Source organism: Mesorhizobium sp. WSM3873, from assembly GCF_001672445.1.
Taxonomy (GTDB): domain Bacteria; phylum Pseudomonadota; class Alphaproteobacteria; order Rhizobiales; family Rhizobiaceae; genus Mesorhizobium.
In genome coordinates this window covers 64,012-86,379 of sequence record NZ_LYTM01000001.1, presented here as the reverse complement: position 1 = coordinate 86,379, position 22,368 = coordinate 64,012, and the positions used below count along the sequence as shown (strand labels likewise).

The following is a 22,368-nucleotide window of genomic DNA, read 5'->3' as shown; positions in this document are numbered from 1 at the left end:
AGAAGATCGCATGAACGCAGCCATCCGCCTTCCGGCCGAGCAGGTCTATGCCTCCGAACTGCAGGCGCTCGCGCGCGACGACGACCGCCAGAAGCCTGCCGGCTGGCGCCTGTCGCCCAAGGCTGTCCTCACTTACCTGATGGGCGGCAAGGCGGGCGACGGCACGCTTATCACCCCGAAATATGTCGGACGTCGGCAATTGATGGAAACCGCGGTGGCGACGCTCGCGACCGACCGGGCGCTGCTCCTGCTCGGCGTGCCGGGAACGGCAAAATCCTGGGTCTCGGAACATCTCGCCGGCGCCATCATGGGAAACTCGACGCTGATCGTGCAATGCACGGCCGGCACCGACGAGAATCAGATCCGCTACGGCTGGAACTATGCGCAGCTCTTGGCGAAGGGGCCGAGCCAGGAGGCGCTGGTGCCGACGCCGCTCTACCGCGCCATGCAGGAAGGCAAGCTCTGCCGCTTGGAAGAGCTGACGCGCATGGGCTCCGACGTGCAGGACACGCTGATCACCGTGCTGTCCGAAAAAATGATGCCGGTGCCGGAGCTGAACACCTCGATCTACGCGCAGCGCGGCTTCAACATCATCGCCACCGCGAATAATCGCGACAAGGGCGTCAACGAACTCTCCTCGGCGCTGAAGCGCCGTTTCAATGTCGTGGTGCTGCCGCTGCCGGAGGACATGGCGGAAGAGGTCTCGATCGTGTCTCGGCGCGTCGGCGAGATGGCCGGCGGACTGGACCTGCCGGTGCCGAAAAATGTCGGCGAGGAGATCGCGCGCGTGCTGACCATCTTCCGCGAGCTGCGCTCCGGCGCGACCTCGGACGGCAAGGTGACGCTGAAGACGCCGTCGGGCTCGCTCTCCACCGCCGAGGCGATCGCCACGATGATCAGCGGCCTCAGCCAGGCGGCCTGGTTCGACGGCGGCAAGCTCCACGCCGAAGGCCTGGCGCCAAGCCTGGTCGGCGCCATCGTCAAGGATCCGGTCCAGGACAAGGTCGTGCTGGAGGAATATCTGGAGACGGTGCTGAAGAAGCGGCCGGACTACGCCGGTTATTACGCGGCGCTCAACGCGGCCATCTGAGCCATGACGCAAGGCGGCATCAGCTATTTCGGCATTCGCCATCATGGGCCGGGCTCCGCCGCGAGCCTGCTTAGAGCGTTGCAGGAATTGCAGCCGGCCGCCGTGCTGATCGAGGGGCCGGTGGATGCCTCGCCCTTGCTGCCCCTGCTTGCCAGCCCGGACATGAAGCCGCCGGTGGCACTGCTTTGCTACCCCGAGGACGATCCCGCCGCGACGCGCTTCTGGCCCTTCGCCGAATTCTCTCCCGAATATCAGGCGGCGCTGTGGGCTGTCGCCAACAAGGCGGCGCTGCGTTTCATCGACCTGCCGTCCGCCGCGCGGCTTGCCGAGCAAGGGCCCGAGGGTTCGACCGACGCCGACGCGGACGAACCGGAGGCCACCGAAGAGCAGAGCGAAGCAAGCTCGCGGATCCTTGATCCGATTGGCACCTTGGCGCGCGCCGCCGGCTATGAGGACGGCGAAAGCTGGTGGTCCGATATCATCGAGCAGAATCCCGCACCCGGGCCGATCTTCGCGGCCATCGCCGACGCGATGACGACGCTGCGCGACGGCGAGACGTCCATTGGCAAATTCGAGGCCATGCGCGAGGCGCATATGCGGCTGGAGATCGGCGCTGCGCGCAAAGAAATCGACGGACCGCTGGCCGTCGTCTGCGGCGCGTGGCATGTGCCCGCCCTGCAAGCTGCGCATCCGCAAAAGAGCGACCAGGCACTGCTCAAGGGCATCGGCCGGCGCAAGACCACGATGACCTTCGCGCCATGGACCGGACCGCGCCTGGCGCTGGGCTATGGCTACGGCGCCGGTGTCGTCGCGCCGGGCTGGAGCAAGCACCTGTGGCAGACGCGCGGGCAGGATGACGCTTCGGTGCTGTGGCTCGCGCGGATCGCTTCGGTTCTCAGGGCCAAGGGCCATATGATTTCGACCGCCTCGCTGATCGAGGCGGAGCGTCTGGCGCGGGCGCTTGCCGCCATACGCGAGCGCCCGAAACCGGGTTTCGAGGAACTGCGTGAGGCCTCGATCGCGGCGCTCTTCGACGGCGAGGCCTTGCTGTGGAAAATGGTCGAGGCCGAGCTGCTGCTCGGCGCCGATGTCGGCGAGATTCCAGCCGACACGCCGCTCGCGCCGCTGATCGATGACTTGCAGCGCAACCAAAAGGCCGCGCGGCTCAAGCCTGAAGCACTGGAGCGCGAGCTCTCCATCGACCTGCGCAGCGAGAGCGGTCTCTTTCGGTCGACGCTTCTGCACCGGCTGAACGTGCTCGGCGTGAACTGGGGCAGGCTGACGGATGTCGGCCGCAGCCGCGGCACGTTCCGCGAGCGCTGGCTGCTAGCCTGGCAGCCGGAATACGCCGTGCGCCTGGTCGAAAACCTGATTTACGGACCGACCATCGAGAAGGCCGCCAACGGCCGGCTTGTCCAGATGATCGGCGCCGCTTCGACGCTCGATGCTCTGGCCACGCTGGTGCAAAGCGCGATCACCGCCGCCTTGAGCGAGGCGTCCGCGGCCGGCCTCGCCGCGCTCGAGGAGAAGGCGGCGCATAGCAGCGAATGCCTGGAGCTCCTTGCGTCGGTGCCCCCACTTGCCGACATCATCCGCTATGGCGAAGCGCGCAAAACCGAGACGCAGCGCCTTGCCGGCCTCTTGGAGCGGTTGGTCATCGAAGGCGCGATCGCGCTGCCTTACGCCGCGCGCGATCTCGACGCGCAGGCCGCCGCAGCGCTGATGGCGGCGCTGCGCAAGGCCGACGAGGCGATCAGGCTGGTCGAGGCGGACGAGCATGTCCTGGATGCCTGGCGGAACGGCCTTGCGGCCGTGCTCGATTCATCGCGCTCGACGGCGCTCGTTGCTGGCTGCGCCGCACATCTGCTCTACGAGGCCGGGCACCTCTCGGCCGAGGCCACGGCCGGCCTTTTGGCAAAGCGGCTGTCGCCCGGAACGCCGGTCATCGATGCCGCCGCCTTTTTCGAAGGCTTCTTCAGCGGCGCCGGCCAGAGGCTGATCTATGACGAGGGGCTGCGCGGCGCTGTCAATTCCTGGCTGGCATCGCTCGACGAGGACGCCTTCGTTGCGCATCTGCCTTTGCTGCGCCGCGTATTTTCCAATCTCGACAGCATGGAACGCCGCCGCCTGATCGAGGCCGTGCTCGGCCGCAGGGCGAGCCTGCCCGCCGGACTGACGCCGGCACCCGATGGCGGCGACGCCTGGCGCCGGCATTTTGGTCTCCTCGGCAAGCTGCTTACGGGGGAGCCCAACCATGGATGATGAAACGGTCGGACCCGATCTTCATCCGATCGAAGGGACGCGGGAGCGCCGTTGGCGCCTGGCGATCGGCGCCGACGATGAGTCCTCCTCGGCGCTGTCGCAGGAGGACCGGCGGCTTTCGGCAGCCCTCGATGCGCTCTACGGCGACGGCAGCGGCGACGCCGGCGATCCGCGCAAGCGGCGCGGCGGGCTTGGCCGTTCGGCGCCGCGCGTCGCGCAATGGATGGGCGATATCCGCTCTTTCTTCCCCGAGCAGGTGGTCCAGGTCGTGCAGAAGGACGCCTTCGAGCGCCTGAACCTGAAGCAGATGCTGATGGAGCCGGAATTCCTCAAGGCGATCGAGGCCGACGTCAATCTCGTTGCCGACCTGGTCTCGTTGCGCTCGGCGATGCCGGAAAAAATCAAGGATATTGCCCGCTCGATCATTTCCGACATCGTCGCCAAGCTGATGCAGCGTCTCGAGCAGAAGACCGCCGAGGCGATCCGCGGCGCGCTCGACCGTTCAAGGCGCACCAACCGGCCGCGGCAGCGCGACATCGACTGGCCGCGCACGATCGCGGCGAACCTTCGCCATTACCAGCCAGAGCACAAGACCGTGGTGCCGGAAAAGCTCGTCGGCTTCATGCGCCGCCAGCGTCGGCTGGTCGACCTCGACGAAGTGACGCTCTGCGTCGATCAGTCCGGCTCGATGGCAAGTTCGGTCATCTACGCCTCGATCTTCGCTGCCGTGATGGCCTCCTTGCCGGTCGTGCGCACCAAGCTGGTCTGCTTTGATACTGCGATCGTCGATCTGACCGAAGAGCTCAGCGATCCGGTCGAGGTGCTGTTCGGCGTCCAGCTTGGCGGCGGAACCGACATCAACCAGGCGGTCGCTTATTGCGCCGAGCGCATCGAGCGGCCGACCAAGGCGCATTTTGTTCTCATCACCGACCTCTACGAAGGCGGCAACGGTGAGGAACTGCTTCGTCGGCTGGCTGCGCTGGTGCGGTCGGGCGTCAATGTCGTTGTGCTCCTGGCGCTCACCGACCAGGGCCGTCCCGGCTACGACTCCTCCATGGCCGGCTCGGTCGCGGCGTTGGGCGTCCCGGTCTTCGCCTGCACGCCGGACCATTTTCCCGACATGATGGCGGCGGCGCTGCGCCGGGAGGACATCGGCGCCTGGGCGGCGGGAGCGGACATCAAGCTTATTCGCCCGGACTCGGAAACGCCAAGCGCGGCCGAATAGGTTCGCCACCCTTCTGACGCTGATCAGGGCGCTTTCTCGCTGATCAATTCAAACCGCTCGATCTCGCAGTGTTGGCCGACCAGCGCCAGCACCTCAGTTGACGGCTCGACTGCATCTGGCTGCCGCCATTTGACTTGGAAGGAAAACACGAAGCGGTCGCGGTCGGCGTCGTGCTCCATGCCAACGAAGCGGGCATCGTACCCGAGCGGCCGTACGATCTCCTGGAGGTCGGGCGGGGCTGTCTTCGGCCATGCGACCGCAAGGATCGCCTTATGGTCGCGCGGGATCTTGAGGTCGACCCATTTCAGGGCCTGCAGCGTCACCAGGGTCAATACTGTAGCAATCGCGCCGAGGCCGAACTGGCCGCCGCCGAAGGCCAGCCCGATCATCGTCATGATCCACATGGTGGCGGCGGTGGTCACCCCGGTGACGAGATCGCCGCGTCTGAGGATGGCGCCGCCGCCGATGAAGCCGACGCCGGTGAGCACGCCGAGCGCAAAGCGCAGCACATCCATGCGCACGAATGAGTCCGGTCCCTTGCCGGCAACGTCGAGCAGCATGTTGGCTTGGACCATGGCGACGCAAGCCGCGAGGCCGACCAGGATGGTCGTCCGCAGGCCGGCGGAATGGCCGCGTGCCTCGCGATTCAAGCCGATGAGGAAGCCCGCGACCAGTGTCAGCAACAGCCGCGCAACGAGATCCGGCCAGGTTGGATGAAGCGGCATGTCGCAGCAGAGCGGCTCGAGCATTTCCCGTCGGCGACGCCGGTCGGCGCACCCTCCATTGCGTCAGGACAGTTCAACTAAGCTCGGCCATGGATGGTTCCTTGGCCAATGCCGATGACGTGAGGTTCCGCGGAATTGTTGCTGTGGGGAGGGCGGGCGTGCTCCCGCGACCGGCTGGAACCCGGTCGCGGGAGGAGGTGGCTCAGCCGAACTTCGGGTCGAGGCTGCCGGACTTGTAACGCTTGGCCATTTCCGACAACGGGATCGGCTTGATCTTCGGCGCGTTGCCGGCTGTGCCGAACTGCTCGAAACGTTCCTTGCAGAGCTTCTTCATCGCCGCCATGGCCGGCGTCAGATATTTGCGCGGATCGAACTCGGACGGGTTCTCGGTCAGCACTTTGCGGATCGCGCCGGTCAGCGCCATGCGGTTGTCGGTGTCGATGTTGATCTTGCGCACGCCGTGCTTGATGCCGCGCTGGATCTCTTCCACCGGCACGCCCCAGGTCGGCTTCATCTGGCCGCCATATTTGTTGATGATTTCCTGCAGTTCCTCCGGCACCGATGACGAGCCATGCATGACCAGATGCATGTTGGGCAGGCGGCGATGGATCTCCTCGATCACGTTCATCGCCAGCACTGCGCCATCCGGCTTGCGCGAGAATTTGTAGGCGCCGTGGCTGGTGCCCATGGCCACCGCCAGCGCATCGACATGGGTGTCGCGCACGAACTGCTCGGCCTGCACCGGGTCTGTAAGCAACTGATCGTGGCTGATGGCGCCTTCGACGCCGTGGCCATCCTCCTGCTCGCCGCCGCCGCTCTCCAGCGAGCCGAGCACGCCGATCTCGCCTTCCACCGAGACACCGCCCCAATGCGCCATATCGACGACGCGGCGCGTGATGCCTGAATTATAGGCGTAGTCGGCCGGCGACTTGCCGTCTTCCTTCAGCGAGCCGTCCATCATCACCGAGGTGAAGCCGTACTGGATCGCGGTGACGCAGGTCGCTTCGTTGTTGCCGTGGTCGAGATGCATGCAGACCGGAATGTCGGGGTGGATCTCGACCAGCGCGTCGATCAGCTTGGCCAGCACCACATCATTGGCGTAGGCGCGCGCCCCGCGGCTCGCCTGGAGGATGACCGGCGACTTGGTCTCCTCGGCCGCCTCCATGATGGCGAGGCCCTGTTCCATGTTGTTCATGTTGAAGGCAGGCACGCCATAGCCTTGTTCGGCGGCATGGTCGAGCAATTGTCTCAGTGTGATGCGAGCCAACGAATAGTCTCCCGTATCTGGTTCGAGCCCGTGTTTGAAAAGGCCGCCCGGGCGGCCGGCCCCGTTGCTTCTGGCCGGATTTCTGACCTACCGCAACCTTTTGAAGCCCTTTCGGCCGCAATTCTTGTTGCAGGGCTGAAATCCGGCCCGAGTCGAGCCTAAGCGGCGATCCGCTCGCGCGCGGCAAGGATTCGACGCAGGCCTTCGCCGCTTCCTTGCCCTTCACCAAAAAATGCTCGTGGAAGAAGCGGCGGCGCTCGGCGCTCTCATGATAGTTGTGCGGCGTGAGCACGGCCGAGAGCACCGGGCGAAGATTAGCTGCGCTCGGGAAACATTGCCTTCAGCGCCTCGCGTGAAGCCTTCGCCACGCCGCGCTCGGTGATCAGCCCTGTCACCAGCCGAGCCGGCGTCACGTCGAAGGCGGGGTTTGCCGCCGGCGTCGCGTCGGGCGAGACGCGCACCTGCGCGACCTTGCCGTCGGCCGTCCTACCCCACACCAGCGAAACCTCGTCACTCGCGCGCTCCTCGATCGGGATTTCCGCAAGCCCGTCGGCGACCGTCCAGTCGATGGTGGGCGAGGGGAGCGCGACATAGAAAGGGACGTCGTTGTCGGCGGCGGCTAAAGCCTTGAGATAGGTGCCGATCTTGTTGCAGACGTCGCCATTGGCCGTCGTGCGGTCGGTGCCGACGATCACCATGTCGATGTCGCCATGCTGCATCAGATGCCCGCCGGCGTTATCGACGATCAGCGTGTGCGGCACGCCGTGGCCGGCCATTTCCCAGGCGGTCAGCTGGGCGCCCTGGTTGCGCGGCCTGGTCTCGTCGACATAGACGTGGACCGGAATGCCGGCTTCCGTCGCCAGATAGATTGGCGCCGTGGCGGTGCCGTAGTCGACCGTCGCCAGCCAACCGGCATTGCAATGGGTGAGAATGTTGACCGCCTCGCCAGGCTTCTTTTTCGCCGCGATCTCCTTGATGATGGCAAGCCCGTTCTCGCCGATGGCGCGATTGAGCCCGACATCCTCGTCTGCGATCTCGGCGGCGCGCCGGTAGGCGGCCTCAACGCGCTCTCCCGGCGCCAGCGGCTTGAGAAAACGCCGCATCTCGTCCAGCGCCCAGCGCAGGTTGATCGCCGTCGGTCGCGTTTTGTGCAGCGTCTCCCACGCCGCGTCGAGCGCTTCGTCCGAGGGATCGTCGGTCATCTGGATGGCGACGCCGTAGGCAGCGGTGACGCCGATCAGCGGCGCGCCGCGCACCCACATGTCGCGGATCGCGGTAGCGATGCCGGCAACGGTTCCGATCGTCTCGACGCGAAACTCATGCGGCAGCCAGCGCTGGTCGATGATCTCGACCGAGCGTTTGTCGTTGCTGAGCCAAATTGTACGATAGTGGCGTTCGCCGACTTTCAAAGGCTCTTCTCCTGTTCGACCAGCGCGGCCAATGCGTTGACCTCGTCGATGCTGTGGATCTCACGCCGGTTCACGGCGATGTGGCGGCCGAAGCGCAGCGCCTTTGCTTCACATTTGGCGCGAAGGTCTGCGTCGGCAATGGTCTCGAAATCGGCATTGTGGGCGAGACCGAGGATACGCCGGTGCACCTCGATGCCGGCGAAGCCGAGCAGGTCGGTCCAGATGCCGGAGAGCATGTGGTCGAGCGCCTGTTCGGAACCGAGCAGGTCGCCCTGATCCTCGAACAGGCTCTTCTGGTAGAGGATGCCGGTGCGCTCGGTTCGCCACAAATGCGAAAACTCGGCGCGGAACACCGCCCAGCTCTCGGCCGTGACCTTAAGCAGGTAGGCGCGCATCGAATCCCGGCTACCTTTCTGCTCATGGCCCCGCTGCGAGAAGAAGGCCATCCAGAAATTGGCGAGCAGCATGCCGACGTCGAAGGCGATCGGGCCGTAGAAGGCGAATTCCGGATCGATCATCCGGGTCTCGGTATCGGTCACCATGATCGAACCGGAATGCAGGTCGCCATGCAGCAGTGTTTCGGCATTGGCGGCGAAGAGGTGCTTCAGCCGCTGCGCCTCGACCTTGAGGTCGCGGTCGGCGCGCAATTCGGCCACCAGGCGGTCGAGCTGCGGGCTGGTGTGCCGGTTCATCTCGGCGTCGAAATAGGGATCGGAGAACACCAGGTTCTCGGTGATGTCGCAGAGCTCGACATTGTCGGCGAACAGCGCGAGATCGGCCTTGCGCTCTTTTGTCGGCATTGAGAGGTCCGAGCTGCGGAACAGCGTGCGGGCCATGAACAGGCCGATGTCGCGCGCAATGTTCGGCAGCTCGCGGCCGTCGATCAGCGCGCGACGCAGGATGATGTAGGGCGGCGCCAGATACTCCATGACAATTAGCGCCTGGTCCTCGTCGAAATAATAGATCGCGGGCACCGAGCCTTGCGCTCGGCGCTGTTGCCTCGTCAGCGCGTGATACTCGAAGAAAGAGCGCTTCAAAGGCAGCGGCCAGCTGTCGCCGACCAGGCGCACATAGGGCAGCGCCTGCTTGACCACCGCCGCGCCCTGGTCGCCCTCGACGATGAAAACGAGGTTCAGATTGCCGTCGCCGACCTCGCGTACTTTCCAGTGGCCGGCGTCCTTGCCAATGCGCTCGGTAAGCGCTGTGGTCTCGCCGAGGCGCTTCGGCAGCGTCTCCACCGACAATGCTTCGAACTTCCCGGTCATCCTCTCCCTCCTGCGCGTGGTGTCCCACGATAACGGAGCCACGGCGGCCGGGCCAAGCTAGGGAGCGCTCTGGCAATTGTCAATCGTGTTGACAATTGCCGAGTGAGCCCATAGCGTCATGGATCAGGGGAGGAACGAATGGGCGCAGATGCCGTGTTCCGTGTGGACGGCCTGAGGAAATCCTTCGGCCAGAACGAGGTGCTTGGCGGCATCGCGCTGGATCTCTATGCGGGCGAGGTCACCGTGCTGATGGGCGCCAACGGCGCCGGCAAATCCACCCTGGTCAAGATCGTCAGCGGCGTCTACGCGCGCGGCGGCGGCACGATGCGGCTCGCCGGCCAGGCCTTCGATCCCGGCTCGCCGGCAGAAGCGATCCGCGCCGGTGTCGTCACCGTTCATCAGAACATCAATGACGGCGTTGTCGCAGATCTCGACGTCGCCACCAACCTGACGCTCGACCGGCTGAGCGGCAAGGGCGCATCGCTGCTGTTCAAGCCCGCCAATGTCCGCGTCGAAGCCAGGGCCGTCGCCGACCGCATGGGGCTTACGCTCGATCTTAAGGCACGCGTCGCGGACCTCTCACTCGCCGATCGTCAGATGGTCGCGATTGCCCGCGCCATGGCGCACCAGCCGAAAGTGCTGATCCTCGACGAGCCGACCTCCTCGCTGTCGAGCGCCGAGGCCGACCGGCTGTTTGCGCTGATCGACAGGCTGCGCGGGCAGGGTGTCGCGATCCTCTATATCTCGCATCGCATGTCCGACATCAGGCGCTTGGCAGACCGCATCGTCTCGATGCGTGACGGCGTCGTCTCCGGCGTGTTCGACCGGAAGCCGCTCGACTATGAGGGCGCGGTCAATGCCATGCTCGGCCGCAAGATCCTGCTCGACCGGGTCATTGCCAGAAGCTCGGCGCGCGCGGTCTTCACCGCCCAAGGCCTGCAGCTGGCGCCCGGCGCCAGACCGATCTCGATGACGCTCGGCGCTGGGGAGGTGGTGGCGATCACCGGCCTGGTCGGCGTCGGCAAGACGGCGCTCGCCGAAACTTTGTTCGGCGTGCGCAGGCCGCTCGCCGGCACCATGCATATGGACGGTAAGCCCTACGCACCGGGATCCGCGTGCGAGGCGATCGCTGCCGGCGTCTTCCTCGTGGCCAAGGACCGCGCGATGAGCGGCATCGTCGACGGCTTCAACATCGAACGCAACATCAGCCTGCCGTTTCTCAAGCGCATGTCCGGCTTCGGTGTCATGAAGAAGCGGGCAGAGCGGGCTGCCGCACGCCGCCAGATCGACGAGCTCGGCATCGTCTGCCGCTCCGAGAAGGACGAGCTTTCCGCGCTTTCGGGCGGCAACCAGCAGAAGGTGATGGTGGCGCGCTGGATGTCGCAGGCCTCGCGCCTGTTCATCCTCGACGAGCCGTTCCAGGGCGTCGATATCTCGGCTCGGCGCGACATCGCAACCAAGCTCAGGGCGAGCGCCGATGGCCGCGCCACACTGCTCTTCGTCACCGAGATCGACGAGGCCCTGGAGACCGCCGACCGCATCCTGGTGATGTCGGAGCACGCGATCGTCGGCGAGCACAGGAACGATGACATCGATCTCGATCGGCTGCTGGCTGAGGTGGCCGGCGGGCCGCTCACCAGCGCGGCGTGAGATCGTATGGATGACGAGACTTGGAGTGCAGGCATGAGTTCCAGTTTGGCGGAGAGGGCAGCAGCGCGGGGGCGTTCGATAACATTGCGCGACTATGCGATCCGCTATGGTTTCATCATCCTGCTGGTCGGGCTGATCGCCTATTTCGCGATCGCCGCCGACGGCTTCGCCTCGCCGCAAAGCGCCGTCTTCATCTTCCAGTCGGTCGCCATCACCGGCGTGCTGGCACTCGGCGTCACCGCGACACTTGTCGTCGGCGGCTTCGATCTGTCGATCGGCTCGGTCGCCACCAGCGCCATGATGGCGGCTTCCTATGCCATGGTTGTGCTGGAGCAGAACGCCGTCGTCGCCGTCATCGCCTGCCTCGTGATCGGCGCGGTCGTCGGCCTCATCAATGGCTGGCTCATCGTCTACATGCGCGTGCCGGATCTGCTCGCGACGCTCGGCATGATGTTCCTGCTGCTCGGCCTGCAACGCATTCCGACCGAAGGCCGCTCGATCGCCACCGGCATGACGATGCCCGACGGCTCGGTCGCCAACGGCAAGTTCTCGGAAGCCTTCCTGGCGCTCGGCCGCCACCGCATCGACTTCTTCATTCCGAACCTGATCCCGGTCTCGGTGGTGGTGCTGGTCGTGCTCGCCGCGCTCATCTGGTTCTTCCTCGAATACACCCGCTTCGGCCGCATGATGTATGCCGTCGGCAGCAACGAACGCGCCGCCGAACTGGCCGGCGCGCCTGTCAAGGCATACAAGATCTGGGCCTATGTCATTTCGGGAGTTTTTGCCTCGATCGGCGGGATTTTGCTCGCTGCCCGGCTTGGACGCGGCGATATCGCCTCGGGTAATAATCTGCTGCTCGACGCAGTAGCGGCGGCGCTTATCGGCTACGCGGTGCTCGGCGCCGCCAAGCCCAACGCTTTCGGCACGGCCGTCGGCGCGGTGTTCGTCGGCGTCCTGCTGCAGGGCCTGACGATGATGAACGCCCCTTACTACACGCAGGATTTCGTCAAGGGCGCGGTTCTCGTCGTCGCCCTTGTCTTCACCTTCGCCCTTTCCGGCAGGGGCAAGAGATAGTTTCGACCGGGGCATTGAGAACAAAACGGAGGAAGACGAAGTGAGCATCACAAGAAGACTTTTGGGGAAGGCCGCACTCGGCCTCGCGGGCGCGGCGCTGCTCATGCAGGGCACAGCATTGGCGGCGGACCGTCCGGCGCCATTCGACAAGCCGGGCGTCAAGATCGCGCTGGTGCGCTATCTCTCCACCGGTGACTTCTTCCAGGCCTATCTCTCCGGCGTAGAGGCGCAGGCCAAGGCGCTCGGCGTCGATCTACGCGTGCTGGACAGCCGCCAGGACGCAGCGCTCCAGGCCGACATGGTCGACCAGGCGATCGCGCTCGGCGTGCAGGGCATCATCATCCAGCACGGCCTGACGGAATCGATGAAGGACGCCGCCCAGCGCGCCGTCGACGCCGGCATCAAGGTCGTCGCCTTCGACGTCAATGTCGAGAACCCGAAGATCCCGCAGATCGAGCAGTCCGACCGCGATCTCGCGCGCCTCGCGCTCGAACAGGCGGTCAAGGACAATGGCGACGCCTGGAAGGCCGGCTATGTCTATGTCGCCGGCATCGCCCCGCTCGACCGCCGCAACGAAACCTGGGTCGACGTGAAGAAGAAACATTCCGGCATCAGCGAGGTCGCCATGTTCGGCACGCTCGACAATCCGATCGCCAATTCCGTCGCCAACCAGGCGCGCTCGGTGCTGCAGGCGCATCCCGATATCAAGGTGATGTTCGCGCCTTACGACGAGTTCGCCAAGGGCGTGAAGATCGCCGTCGACGAGGCCGGCCTCAACAAGGGCATCAAGATCTACTCGGCCGACATCTCGACGTCCGACATCGCCGCGATGCGCGAGCCGGACAGCGCCTGGGCCGCCACCGCCGCCACCAACCCGGCAGTCGTCGGCCAGGTCTCGGTGCGCGCGCTGGCGCAGCTGCTCGCCGGCGAGGATCCCGGCCACAACGTCATCGTGCCGCCGACGCTGATCACCCAGAAGGAACTTATCGACAAGGACATCAAGAACATGGAAGACCTGTCGGCCAAGCTGCCGCAGTTCGCCCATGCCGATGTCGCCATGCCGGCCTGGATGCCGAACCCCAACGCGAAGTAGGCCACGCGCCTGAAGGCAAAAGAGCGGCTCCCGGGCCGCTCTTTTTATTCCCGGAGTCGCTCAGGCAGATCGAGCGGCACACGCCAGCCCATGCGCCACCAGCCGGTCGATGAGTTCCGGGTAGCTGATGCCGCTTGCCGCCATCGCCTTGGCGTACATGCTGATGTCGGTGAAGCCCGGAATGGTGTTGAGCTCGTTGATCAGGAACGTCATGTCCGGTCTCACGAAGAAGTCGACGCGCGCCATCGCGTCGCAACCCAGCGCGCGAAACGCCTTCGCCGCCGTCTCGCGGATATCGCCTTCGATCGTCTCGGGCAATTCGGCGGGCACCTTAAGTGCTGCTCCATCCTTATCGATATATTTGGCGTCATAGCTGTAGAAGCCGTGGCTTTCGGCCGGCACGATCTCGCCGGGACGGGAGACGAAGAGGCCACCTTCCGTGTCCTCAAGCACGCTGCATTCGATCTCGCGGCCGCGGATGAATTCCTCCGCCAGCAGCTTGCCGTCGTGCCTGAAGCCTTCGGCGAGCGCCGCCTGATAGTCCGTTTCGTCGGAGACCTTGCTGACGCCGACGGAAGAGCCCTGGCGGGCCGGCTTGATGAAGACCGGGAGTCCGAGCGCCTGCTCGATCTCCGGGAAGCCAGGCGCGGCCGCGGGCAGGATGGTGATGGACCGTGCCGTGGGCAGGCCGGCCGCCTTCAGCAACCGCTTGGCGATATCCTTGTCGAGCGCCGTGGCCGAACCGAGAATACCGCAGCCGGCAAGCGGCACGCGCGCCACCTCCGCCAGTCCTTGCGCGGCGCCGTCCTCGCCATGGAGACCGTGCAGGACGGGAAACAGAATGTCGATCGCGGGCAACTCGTAAGGCGGCCCTTCGGCCGGAACGGCCAGCATTCGGCCATGCCCGCCGGGCACCAGACAGACCTCCGCTCCGTTCGACGGTGTCGCCAGCGCGCCGTCCTCGAATCGGCTGAGCAGCCATTGCCCTTCGCGGGTGACGAAGATCGGAACGGCATCATACTTCCCCGGCTCCAGCGCGCCCATGACATTGTTCGCCGAAAGCACCGACACGTCGTGCTCGGCGGACCGCCCGCCAAAGAGCACACCAATACGCAGTCTTTTTTCGGCCATCGACATCTCCACAATGCTCAAGGATCAGAAACCGACGGCGATGCCGCGCCGGGCGAAAAAGCGGTCGAAACTGGCGAGCGGCAGCGTGACGTCCGCCTGGCTCTGCCTGTCGTGTCCGGAAGGGTTGTGGAAGCGGATTTCGCCTGGCGAGGCTGCAGTCACCAGTACCAGATGCCCGCCCTTGGACGGCGGCTCGCGCTCGGGCCAGCGGATGCCTGGATGAACCGAGGCGATGAAGTAGCGCCACTTGCAAAGAAGACCGGGCATCGTGGCCGCATCGACATTCGTCACCGTCTCGGCGAACAGGCCGAAACGTTCGCGCACGAACCGGACGAAGGGCTTGTAGATCAGCCCCTTGATCGTACCGTCGCCTTCATTGACGACATAGCCGCCATAGGCCGTGCAGGCGCGGGCGAGCTCAAGCGTCGGATGAATTTCGCCGCGCGCGGCAAGGATCATCTTCAGGCAGGCCATGCCGCAGACATTCACGGCCCAGCGCGCATAATCCTCAATCGTCTCCGCGCCGGAATTGCGCCACAGCGGGTCGCGGTGCAGAGCCGATGGTCCCTCCGCCAACAGCGGCAAAGTCATGCCGGGCGATTCCCACTGGCTGAAATAAGGCACTTCCCTGGATTGCATACCGGCTCCAGCCTTGTGTCCCGCAAGCGAGGCGCAAGGCACCCCCTTAAAGCTGTTCGAGCAATAAGCAAAAGATTTGCGCGGATTTTGACCGGTTGGAGCAGTTTCCCAGCAGACGTGAAATGGGCTTCAGTCCTGACCTGGGTCGCGACACGGAGAGAGCGGCCCGTCGTTCTGGGAAAGCGACGGGCCGCTCAGAGAGATCTCCTGTTTCTTCAGCGCAGCGCCGCGGCGATATTGCCGCCGTCCACCGTCGTTACGTCGGCGGTGGTGCGTTCGGCCAGCGCCTGATGCAGGAAGGCCTGCGCCACGTCGTCGGCCGTCACTTCCTGGCCGAGCAGATTGCCGGACATGTATTCCTTTTCCGAGACACCGCGCGCGCCCGAGCGGTTGGCAATCATGGCATCGGTCAAAAGCCCGGACCGGATGCGGTCGGCGTTGACCGCGTTCGAGCGGATGCCGTAGGCGCCGTAGTCCAGGGCATACTGACGCGACAGGAATAGCGTCGCCGCCTTGGGAAGGCCGTAGGCGCCGAATTTCGGCCCGGGATTGACGGCCTGCTTGGAGGTGTTGAACAGAAGCACGCCGCCCGTGCCCTGTTCGAGCATGATGCGCACCGCGTTCTGCGCCGCCGACTGGTGGGCGAAGAAGTTGAGCTCGAAGCTCTTGCGCAGCAGCGCGTCGTCGATTTCGCCGATCCGACCTTCCCAGGCCGCGCCTGCATTCGAGACCAGGATGTCGACGCCGCCATAGACCGCGACCGCCTTGTCGAAGGCGGCGCGCACCTCGGCCGGGCTGGTGATGTCGGCGCCGACCCCGATCGAATTGTTACCCGCCGCCTTTGCCGCTTCCGCGGCCTTGGCCGGATCGAGATCGACGATGACCGCATGCGCACCGTTTGCGGCGAACAGCTTCGCCGTCGCGGCGCCGATCGCCCCGGCGCCGCCGGTGATCAACGCCACCTGGCCGGTCAGCGGCTTTGGCTTGTTCGAGGCGAGCTTGGCCTGCTCCAATGACCAGTATTCGAGCGGGAAGAGGTCGGCCTTGGAGAGCGGCTGGAAATTGCCGATGGCTTCCGCGCCGCGCACCGCCTCGATCCACATCTCGCCGATATCGGAGGCGATTTTCGCGTCCTTCAGCGTGCGGCCGTGGCCGAACATGCCGAGACCCGGCACCAGCGTCAGCCGCGGCATCGGGTCGAGCATGGTGCGCTTGACGTCATCCAGCGCGTCGTTGGTCTCGAAATAGGCGCGGTAGTCCTTGGCGAAAGCCTCGACATGACCACGCACGGCGACCTTGTAGTCGCCGAGCTTGTCGGCGTCGGGAGCCGGGACCGCCATCGGCCCGGTCTTGATGCGGATCGACAGATCGGGCGTCGACACGCCGCGTCCGGCCAGCTCGGCGATCCTGGCCGAATTGATGAAATCGACGATCGCATCCGAGGTGCGGAAATCGCTGATCATTCGGTCGAAGCGGCCTTCGCCGCGCGCCACTGCGACAGCGCCGCGCAGAGTCGGCACGATGTCGCTCGCCTTGGCAAGCTTTGCCGGCAGCGCCGCCTTGGTCGCCTGCGGCTTGCCGTTCTTGGCGATATAGTCCTCGGCGATGGTCACATAGTGGATCATGCGGTCATAGGCCTGCCTGGCATCGTCGCCGAAGGTGAAGATGCCGTGCTTGTCGAGGATCAGGCCTTCGACGCTGGGGTCGGTGTCAAAAACGTCTGCCGCGACCTTGGCGAGCTCGAAGCCCGGCTTGATGTAGGGCACGTAGCCGATTTTGTCGCCGAACACCGTCTTCACCAGCGCCTTGCTGTTCTCCTGGTCGACGATGGCAAGGATCGCGGTCGAATGCGTATGGTCGACGAATTTAAGCGGCAGAAAGGCGTGCAGGAGTGTCTCGACCGATGGATTCGGCGAGGCGGGGTCGATGAGATTGGAACGCTGCAGCGCCACCATGTCCTCGTCGGAGAGCGTGTCCAGGGCGCGCGCCTTGAGCAGCGCGCCCATCTTCACCGCCGGCAAGCCTTGCGGCTCGATGACGGCCATGTCCCAGCCGCTGCCCTTGACGCAGAGGACGTCCCATTCGTCACCGACCAGATCGGTGGCCTTAGTCTTGCAGGAGGTATTGCCGCCGCCATGCAGCACCAGCCGCGGCTCGCCGCCGAGCAGGCGGGTCGTATAGACGCGCAGCGCAAGGTCGCGGCGGAAGCCCTTCCTCGCGTAGTCGGCAACCATCTTTTCCGCGTCGGCGTCGTTCCAAAGGTTCTTCATGTCGTTCCGTCCGATTCCGTATTTTGTCTGCTCATGAACAGGAAGCCGCGACGTCTTGATGACAGAAGCGGCGAGGGTGGTTCCTACGAGGCCTTTTTGCTGACCGCGCCGGCGTGATCGAGAAGGCGCCCCGCCATATGCGCGCCGACCACCAGATGGGTGCAGAGTCCGCCGCCGATTGCGGCCAGCAGCGGCTCGAACTTGCTGTCCTCCTGCACCACCATCAGCCGCTTCCCGATGGCGCGCAGCGAGGCGAGCTCGGCGGAAATGACCCGCCGGTTGTAGCTGCAGTCGAGCGCCTCGCCGCTTGCATCGATGATCTGTCCGGCGATGACGCCGGCCGCGCCTTCCTTGCGGAGCGCGGCCATTTCGGCCGGCGTCAGCGCGCCGCATTTGACCAGATGGCTGTCGGCGTCCACGGCGCCGACGGAATAGAGCGCGAGATCGCAGTCGCTGATGCCGGCAAGCTGGTCGCGGATCACCGGCTCGGCGCGCAGGCCCTCTGCCAATTCTTCCGTGGACAGCACCAGCGGCGCGTAAAAGTTCAGACCCTTGGCGTTCAGCCGCCGCGCGATCTCCATCGTGCACTGATCGGGTCGGTAGGAATAGGGCGCGCCGAGATTGCCGCAGAGCTGCACCACGGTGACGTCCTGCAGATCGGCATAGGACATGATGTCGGCGATGGTGTAGACCGTGCGGCCCCAGGCGACGCCGATGCGGTCGCCCTTACTCACCAGTTCCAGGAAGACGCTCGCCGCCAGGACGGCGATGTCGGTCGACGGGTCGGCGACATAGGCGTTTTCCGGCGCGATCCAGACGGCGTCGAGCTTGAAGGCGTCCTCCAGCCTGCGTGCCATGACATCGTCGGTGAAAAGCTGCGTCGAGGTCGAGATGTTGACGATGCCGGTCTCCCGCGCCTTGCGAAGATACATGGCGACCGATGCGCGCGAAATCTTGAGCTGGTTCGCCACCTCGTCCTGGCGAAGGCCATGCGCATAGTAAAGCCAGGCGGCCTTGTGGATGAGCTGTTCTGCCGGTCGGATCGCCATGCCGCCTCCTCGGCTGACATTAGTCACGGCTGTCGACAAAAGTCAAATCCAGCCGGCTGGGTTATTCGTCCTCCGGCGCCGGCATGATCGGGGCAGCCATTCTACCGAGCGCTCATGTCATAGCATTTCCCAGTCGTTCAGGGGGATGGCATGATCGCGGGCCTGCGGTTAGAAAGCTCGAAAAGACTTTTGGGGAGGATGGGATGGCCAATCCCTACGAACAGGATCTCGACCGGAACGCCGCCAACCACCAGCCGCTGACGCCGCTCACCTACCTTGAGCGGGCGGCCAAGACCTATCCCGACCATGTCGCCATCATCCACGGCAGCCAGCGCATCTCTTATCGAGATTTCTGGCGGCGGTCGCTGAAGCTCGCCTCGGCGCTGTCGAAGCACGGCATCGGCAAGGGGGATACGGTCACGGTGATGCTGTCGAACACGCCGCCGATGCTGGAGGCGCATTTCGGCGTGCCGATGGTGAAGGCGGTGCTGCATTCGCTGAACACCCGCCTCGATGCCGCGGTCATCACCTTTCAGCTCGACCATGCCGACACCAAGGTGCTGATCGTCGACCGCGAGTTCTCGGGCGTGGTCAGGGAGGCGCTGGCATCGGCCAAGGCCAAGCCATTGGTCATCGACTATGACGACCCCGACTACGCCGCCGATGCGCCCTATCCGAAGGGCGAGCGGATCGGCACGCTCGACTATGAGGATTTCGTCGCCGGCGGCGACGAGGCTTTTGCATGGTCGATGCCCGACGACGAATGGGACGCCATCTCGCTGAACTACACCTCCGGCACGACCGGCAATCCAAAGGGCGTCGTCTACCATCATCGCGGCGCCGCGCTGATGGCCTACACCAACACCATCCATGCGGGCATGGCCAAGCACGCCGTCTATCTCTGGACGCTGCCGATGTTCCACTGCAACGGCTGGTGCTTTCCCTGGACACTCGCCGTGCAGGCCGGCACCCATGTCTGCCTGCGCTGGGTACGGGCAAAGCCGATCTATGATGCCATCGCCGACCATCGCGTTACCCATCTTTGCGGGGCGCCGATCGTTATGTCGGTGCTGATCAACGCGAAAGACGAGGACAAGCGCCAGTTTGCCCAGACCGTCACCTTCAACACGGCCGCCGCGCCGCCGCCCGAGGCAGTGCTTTCCGGCATGGCCGATGCCGGCTTCGCCGTCACCCATCTCTACGGCCTGACCGAGACCTATGGGCCGGCCGTCGTCAACGAATGGCACAATGAGTGGGACGAGCTGGAGAAGGGCCCGAGGACGGCGAAGAAGGCGCGCCAGGGCGTGCGCTATGCCGCGCTGGAAGGGTTGACCGTGATGAACCCCGAGACGATGGTCGAGACGCCGGCCGACGGCCAGACCATCGGCGAGGTCATGTTCCGCGGCAACATCGTCATGAAGGGCTACCTGAAGAACCGCAAGGCCACCGACGAGGCTTTTGCCGGCGGCTGGTTCCACTCCGGCGATCTCGGTGTCATGCACCCGGACGGCTACATCCAGCTCAAGGACCGCTCGAAGGACATCATCATCTCGGGCGGCGAGAACATCTCGTCCATCGAGGTCGAGGACGCGCTCTACAAGCATCCGTCCGTCGCCTCTTGCGGAGTGGTTGCCCGCGCAGACGAGAAATGGGGCGAGGTGCCTGTCGCCTATGTCGAGCTGAAGCCCGGCATGGTTGCGAGCGAGGCCGAGATCATCGAGCATTGCCGTGGGTTGCTCGCCCGCTTCAAAGTGCCGAAGGCGGTGGTGTTCGCCGAGATTCCGAAGACATCCACGGGGAAGATCCAGAAGTTCAGGTTGAGGGAAATGGCGAAGGGCCTCTGAGTTCGTCATCCTAGGGTGGAGCAGTCGCGAAGCGACGTCGCGGAAACCCTAGGATCCATTCCGTGACCATGCGGCCATGTCCCAGCGGTTGAGAATAGCTGGCAGGTGGACGTCAGATGCATATTGGCGTAACATATTGATACCGTTGTATTCTTTGACATAGGTCACGGAATGGATCCTCGGGTCTGCGCGCGGCGCTTCGCTCCTTGCTCCGCCCGTGGATGACGACGTCACAGGCGTCAATGGCTAGTCGTCAGCGTGACCCACGCCCACCCCTCGCAACTGTCACCATCTGTCACCATTTTGTACGCGTATATCGATTCCGCGTTGACTCCTCGCTGCTTTCGATTTACGAGTGACGAAAATTGAAATTCGTCACTCGTAAATCGAAAGCATCATGTCAGAAGCCGCCAACATTGTGGCCGACCCCGCCAGACAGGAGAATGTGACGCGCATTCTCGACTGTGCCGAGCGCCTGTTCCGGCATTACGGCTACGGCAAGACCAACGTTGCCGACATTGCCCGCGAGCTCGGCATGTCGCCGGCCAACATCTACCGCTTCTTCGCCTCCAAGGTCGAAATCCACCAGGCCGTCTGCGGCCGCATGCTCGGCGCCAGCTACGCGATGGCCTACGAGATTTCGCGCCTGCCGATCAGCGCGGAGGAGCGGCTGCGCCGTTACGTTCACGCCCAGTACAAGATGACGCTGGAAGTCATGCTCGACGACCAGAAGGTGCATGAGATGGTGATCGTCGCGCTCGAGCGCGACTGGGGCGTCATCGACAAGCATGTCGACCGCATCCACGACCTGCTCGCCGACGTCATCCGCGACGGCATAGAGGCCGGCGAGTTCAGGAAGCAGGACCCGGTGATCGCCTCTCGCTGTTTCGGCGCCTCCACCGTCATCCTGTGCCATCCGCAGATGGTCGCTCAGTGCCTTGCCAAGACCAACCGGGCAATGCCGGACGACCTCATCGACTACGCAATCAGAGCCTTGAAATAGCCGCTGCCCCGCCGGGTGCCGGTCGACGTTTATCTCCAGTTCGGGAGTGCTAAGGTGTCTTTGTCCAGTTCCATCCTCCGCAGGCTGCCGGCCGCAGGCCTCCCAGTCGTCGGCGTCGTTGTCGCGGCGCTCGGGCTTGCCGGCTGCAGCCAAGAGAAGAAAGCGGAAGCCCAGGAAGTCATCCGGCCGGTGAAGGTCGTCGAGATCGGCGAGGCCGAGACCACGCGCCAGCTCGACTATTCCGGTTCGGTGCGCGCCCGCACCGAGATGAATCTCGGCTTCCGCATCGCCGGCAAGGTCACCGAGCGTCTCGTCGACATCGGCCAGCATGTGAACGAGGGCGACGTGCTTGCCCGCGTCGACCCCTCCGACTACGAGCTGTCGGTGAAGAGCGCCGAGGCGAGCCTCGACGCCGCCGAGCGGCAGGTCGAGACCGTCGATCTCGCCAGGAAGCGCGCCGAGCAGCTCTATGCCAAGAACTTCGCGCCTAAGTCGCAGCTCGATCAGGCCGTTCTGAGCTATGATCAGGCCGTGGCGACGCGCGATGCCGCCCGTTCGACCCTGGCCCAGGCGCAGAACCAGGTCCATTACACCGATCTCAAGGCCGGCAAGGCCGGCATCGTCACCGCCATCTCGGCCGATATCGGTCAGGTGGTCGGCGCCGGCACGCCGGTCATGACGGTTGCCGTCGACGGCGAGAAGGAAGTGCTGATCGCGGTGCCGGAAATGGACATCGCCGGCTTCCGGCCGGGCAAGGAGGTCAAGGCGAGCTTCTGGTCGGACGAGGCGCTGACCCTTGACGGCAAGGTCCGCGAGGTGGCCGGCAGCGCCGATCCGCAGTCGCGCACCTTCGCGGTCCGGGTGTCGCTGCCCAACGATGCGCGGGTGCTGCTCGGCATGACCGCCAATGTCGCGGCGACCGTCGGCAGCAAGGCGCAGCTGGTGTCTATCCCGCTGACCGCGATGGCTGAGAAGGACGGCAAGCACATCGTCTGGACGGTCGACCGCGCGTCCGACACGGTGCATCCGCGCCCGATCAAGGTGGCGAACTTCACCGCCGACGGCGTTGCCGTTGCCGAAGGTTTAAAGCAGGGCGACGTGGTGGTGGCCGCCGGCACACAGTTCATGACCGACAATCTGAAAGTGAAGCCTTCCGGCGATGCCGCCCAGCAGTCCGCCTCGGCGGAGGATGACGTCGCCGCCACCAGCAGCCTGCGCTAACCAGGCGAAAGAACGCCTTTCCCGACCTCGCTGCCGTGAGCCGCGAGCCGGGCAGGGCATGGGTTCCGGGCGGCGAAATCGCCCGATCGACGAGACGCGGCATTGGTATCCCCCGCACCACGGCCGCGTCGAGCGCGATTGCGAGTCTCTC

17 protein-coding genes and 1 pseudogene are annotated in these 22,368 nt (G+C 64.9%); 9 read left to right on the top strand and 9 right to left on the bottom strand.

All coding sequences use genetic code 11. The features are described 5' to 3' along the window. Window positions 1-10 precede the first annotated feature (10 nt). The 3 genes from A9K71_RS00360 to A9K71_RS00350 are packed head-to-tail and all read left to right on the top strand — an operon-like array spanning window position 11 to window position 4,577. Window positions 11-1,090, top strand: a complete 1,080-nt coding sequence (locus A9K71_RS00360) for an AAA family ATPase (protein ID WP_066988991.1) — start codon at window positions 11-13, stop codon at window positions 1,088-1,090. 3 nt (window positions 1,091-1,093) lie between these two features. After that, on the top strand, window positions 1,094-3,352 hold the full coding sequence (locus A9K71_RS00355; RefSeq protein WP_066988989.1) for a DUF5682 family protein: 2,259 nt from the start codon (window positions 1,094-1,096) through the stop codon (window positions 3,350-3,352). Further along, entirely contained in the window at window positions 3,345-4,577 is a 1,233-nt protein-coding gene (locus A9K71_RS00350; RefSeq protein ID WP_066988987.1) for a VWA domain-containing protein, read from the top strand. The genes A9K71_RS00355 and A9K71_RS00350 overlap by 8 nt, the downstream gene beginning before the upstream one ends. A gap of 23 nt (window positions 4,578-4,600) precedes the next feature. Here A9K71_RS00350 and A9K71_RS00345 read toward each other — a convergent pair whose 3' ends face one another. The 5 genes and pseudogenes from A9K71_RS00345 to mtnK all read right to left on the bottom strand — a co-directional run bounded on the left by A9K71_RS00345 (window position 4,601) and on the right by mtnK (window position 9,243). After that, complete coding sequence (locus A9K71_RS00345; RefSeq protein ID WP_066988985.1) at window positions 4,601-5,326, bottom strand: MgtC/SapB family protein; 726 nt, start codon at window positions 5,324-5,326, stop codon at window positions 4,601-4,603. A 178-nt stretch (window positions 5,327-5,504) separates the two neighbouring features. After that, the gene (gene fba / locus A9K71_RS00340) at window positions 5,505-6,569 is read right to left on the bottom strand and encodes a class II fructose-bisphosphate aldolase (RefSeq protein ID WP_066988983.1); all 1,065 of its coding nucleotides are present in this window, start codon (window positions 6,567-6,569) and stop codon (window positions 5,505-5,507) included. Window positions 6,570-6,753: 184 nt separating this feature from the next. Next, window positions 6,754-6,876 (bottom strand): annotated as a pseudogene (locus A9K71_RS32265) (6,7-dimethyl-8-ribityllumazine synthase); the annotation flags it as partial. A 7-nt stretch (window positions 6,877-6,883) separates the two neighbouring features. Continuing rightward, entirely contained in the window at window positions 6,884-7,978 is a 1,095-nt protein-coding gene (gene mtnA / locus A9K71_RS00335; protein WP_066988980.1) for an S-methyl-5-thioribose-1-phosphate isomerase, read from the bottom strand. Continuing rightward, the gene (gene mtnK / locus A9K71_RS00330) at window positions 7,975-9,243 is read right to left on the bottom strand and encodes an S-methyl-5-thioribose kinase (protein ID WP_066988978.1); all 1,269 of its coding nucleotides are present in this window, start codon (window positions 9,241-9,243) and stop codon (window positions 7,975-7,977) included. Before mtnK ends, mtnA begins: the two co-directional genes overlap by 4 nt. A 138-nt stretch (window positions 9,244-9,381) precedes the next feature. Between mtnK and A9K71_RS00325 the strand changes: the two genes are divergently transcribed. From A9K71_RS00325 to A9K71_RS00315, 3 genes are all read left to right on the top strand, one after another. After that, on the top strand, window positions 9,382-10,893 hold the full coding sequence (locus tag A9K71_RS00325; RefSeq protein ID WP_066988976.1) for a sugar ABC transporter ATP-binding protein: 1,512 nt from the start codon (window positions 9,382-9,384) through the stop codon (window positions 10,891-10,893). Between the two features lie 78 nt (window positions 10,894-10,971). After that, on the top strand, window positions 10,972-11,967 hold the full coding sequence (locus A9K71_RS00320; protein ID WP_066989394.1) for an ABC transporter permease: 996 nt from the start codon (window positions 10,972-10,974) through the stop codon (window positions 11,965-11,967). Window positions 11,968-12,007: 40 nt separating this feature from the next. Next, a complete protein-coding gene (locus A9K71_RS00315) occupies window positions 12,008-13,060 on the top strand; it encodes a substrate-binding domain-containing protein (protein WP_066988974.1) in 1,053 nt (350 codons plus the stop codon). A gap of 60 nt (window positions 13,061-13,120) precedes the next feature. On the opposite strand, the gene A9K71_RS00310 is transcribed toward A9K71_RS00315, so the two are convergent. The 4 genes from A9K71_RS00310 to A9K71_RS00295 all read right to left on the bottom strand — a co-directional run bounded on the left by A9K71_RS00310 (window position 13,121) and on the right by A9K71_RS00295 (window position 18,149). Then, on the bottom strand, window positions 13,121-14,197 hold the full coding sequence (locus A9K71_RS00310) for a D-alanine--D-alanine ligase family protein (RefSeq protein WP_066988972.1): 1,077 nt from the start codon (window positions 14,195-14,197) through the stop codon (window positions 13,121-13,123). Between the two features lie 18 nt (window positions 14,198-14,215). Then, window positions 14,216-14,830 (bottom strand): hypothetical protein, encoded by a 615-nt coding sequence (locus tag A9K71_RS00305; RefSeq protein ID WP_066988970.1) that lies wholly within the window; start codon window positions 14,828-14,830, stop codon window positions 14,216-14,218. A gap of 215 nt (window positions 14,831-15,045) precedes the next feature. Further along, window positions 15,046-17,100: a bifunctional aldolase/short-chain dehydrogenase gene (locus A9K71_RS00300; RefSeq protein WP_066988968.1), complete on the bottom strand. Its 2,055-nt coding sequence runs from the start codon at window positions 17,098-17,100 to the stop codon at window positions 15,046-15,048. An 83-nt stretch (window positions 17,101-17,183) separates the two neighbouring features. After that, a complete protein-coding gene (locus A9K71_RS00295; RefSeq protein ID WP_066988966.1) occupies window positions 17,184-18,149 on the bottom strand; it encodes a sugar-binding transcriptional regulator in 966 nt (321 codons plus the stop codon). Between the two features lie 203 nt (window positions 18,150-18,352). Between A9K71_RS00295 and A9K71_RS00290 the strand changes: the two genes are divergently transcribed. From A9K71_RS00290 to A9K71_RS00280, 3 genes are all read left to right on the top strand, one after another. Beyond that, complete coding sequence (locus A9K71_RS00290) at window positions 18,353-19,993, top strand: acyl-CoA synthetase (RefSeq protein ID WP_066988964.1); 1,641 nt, start codon at window positions 18,353-18,355, stop codon at window positions 19,991-19,993. A 397-nt stretch (window positions 19,994-20,390) separates the two neighbouring features. Beyond that, window positions 20,391-20,996 carry a TetR family transcriptional regulator gene (locus tag A9K71_RS00285; RefSeq protein WP_066988962.1) on the top strand — a complete coding sequence of 202 codons (606 nt, stop codon included), beginning with the start codon at window positions 20,391-20,393 and terminating at the stop codon, window positions 20,994-20,996. A 54-nt stretch (window positions 20,997-21,050) separates the two neighbouring features. Then, window positions 21,051-22,217, top strand: coding sequence for an efflux RND transporter periplasmic adaptor subunit (locus A9K71_RS00280; protein WP_066988960.1), 1,167 nt, complete (start codon window positions 21,051-21,053; stop codon window positions 22,215-22,217). Window positions 22,218-22,368 lie beyond the last annotated feature (151 nt).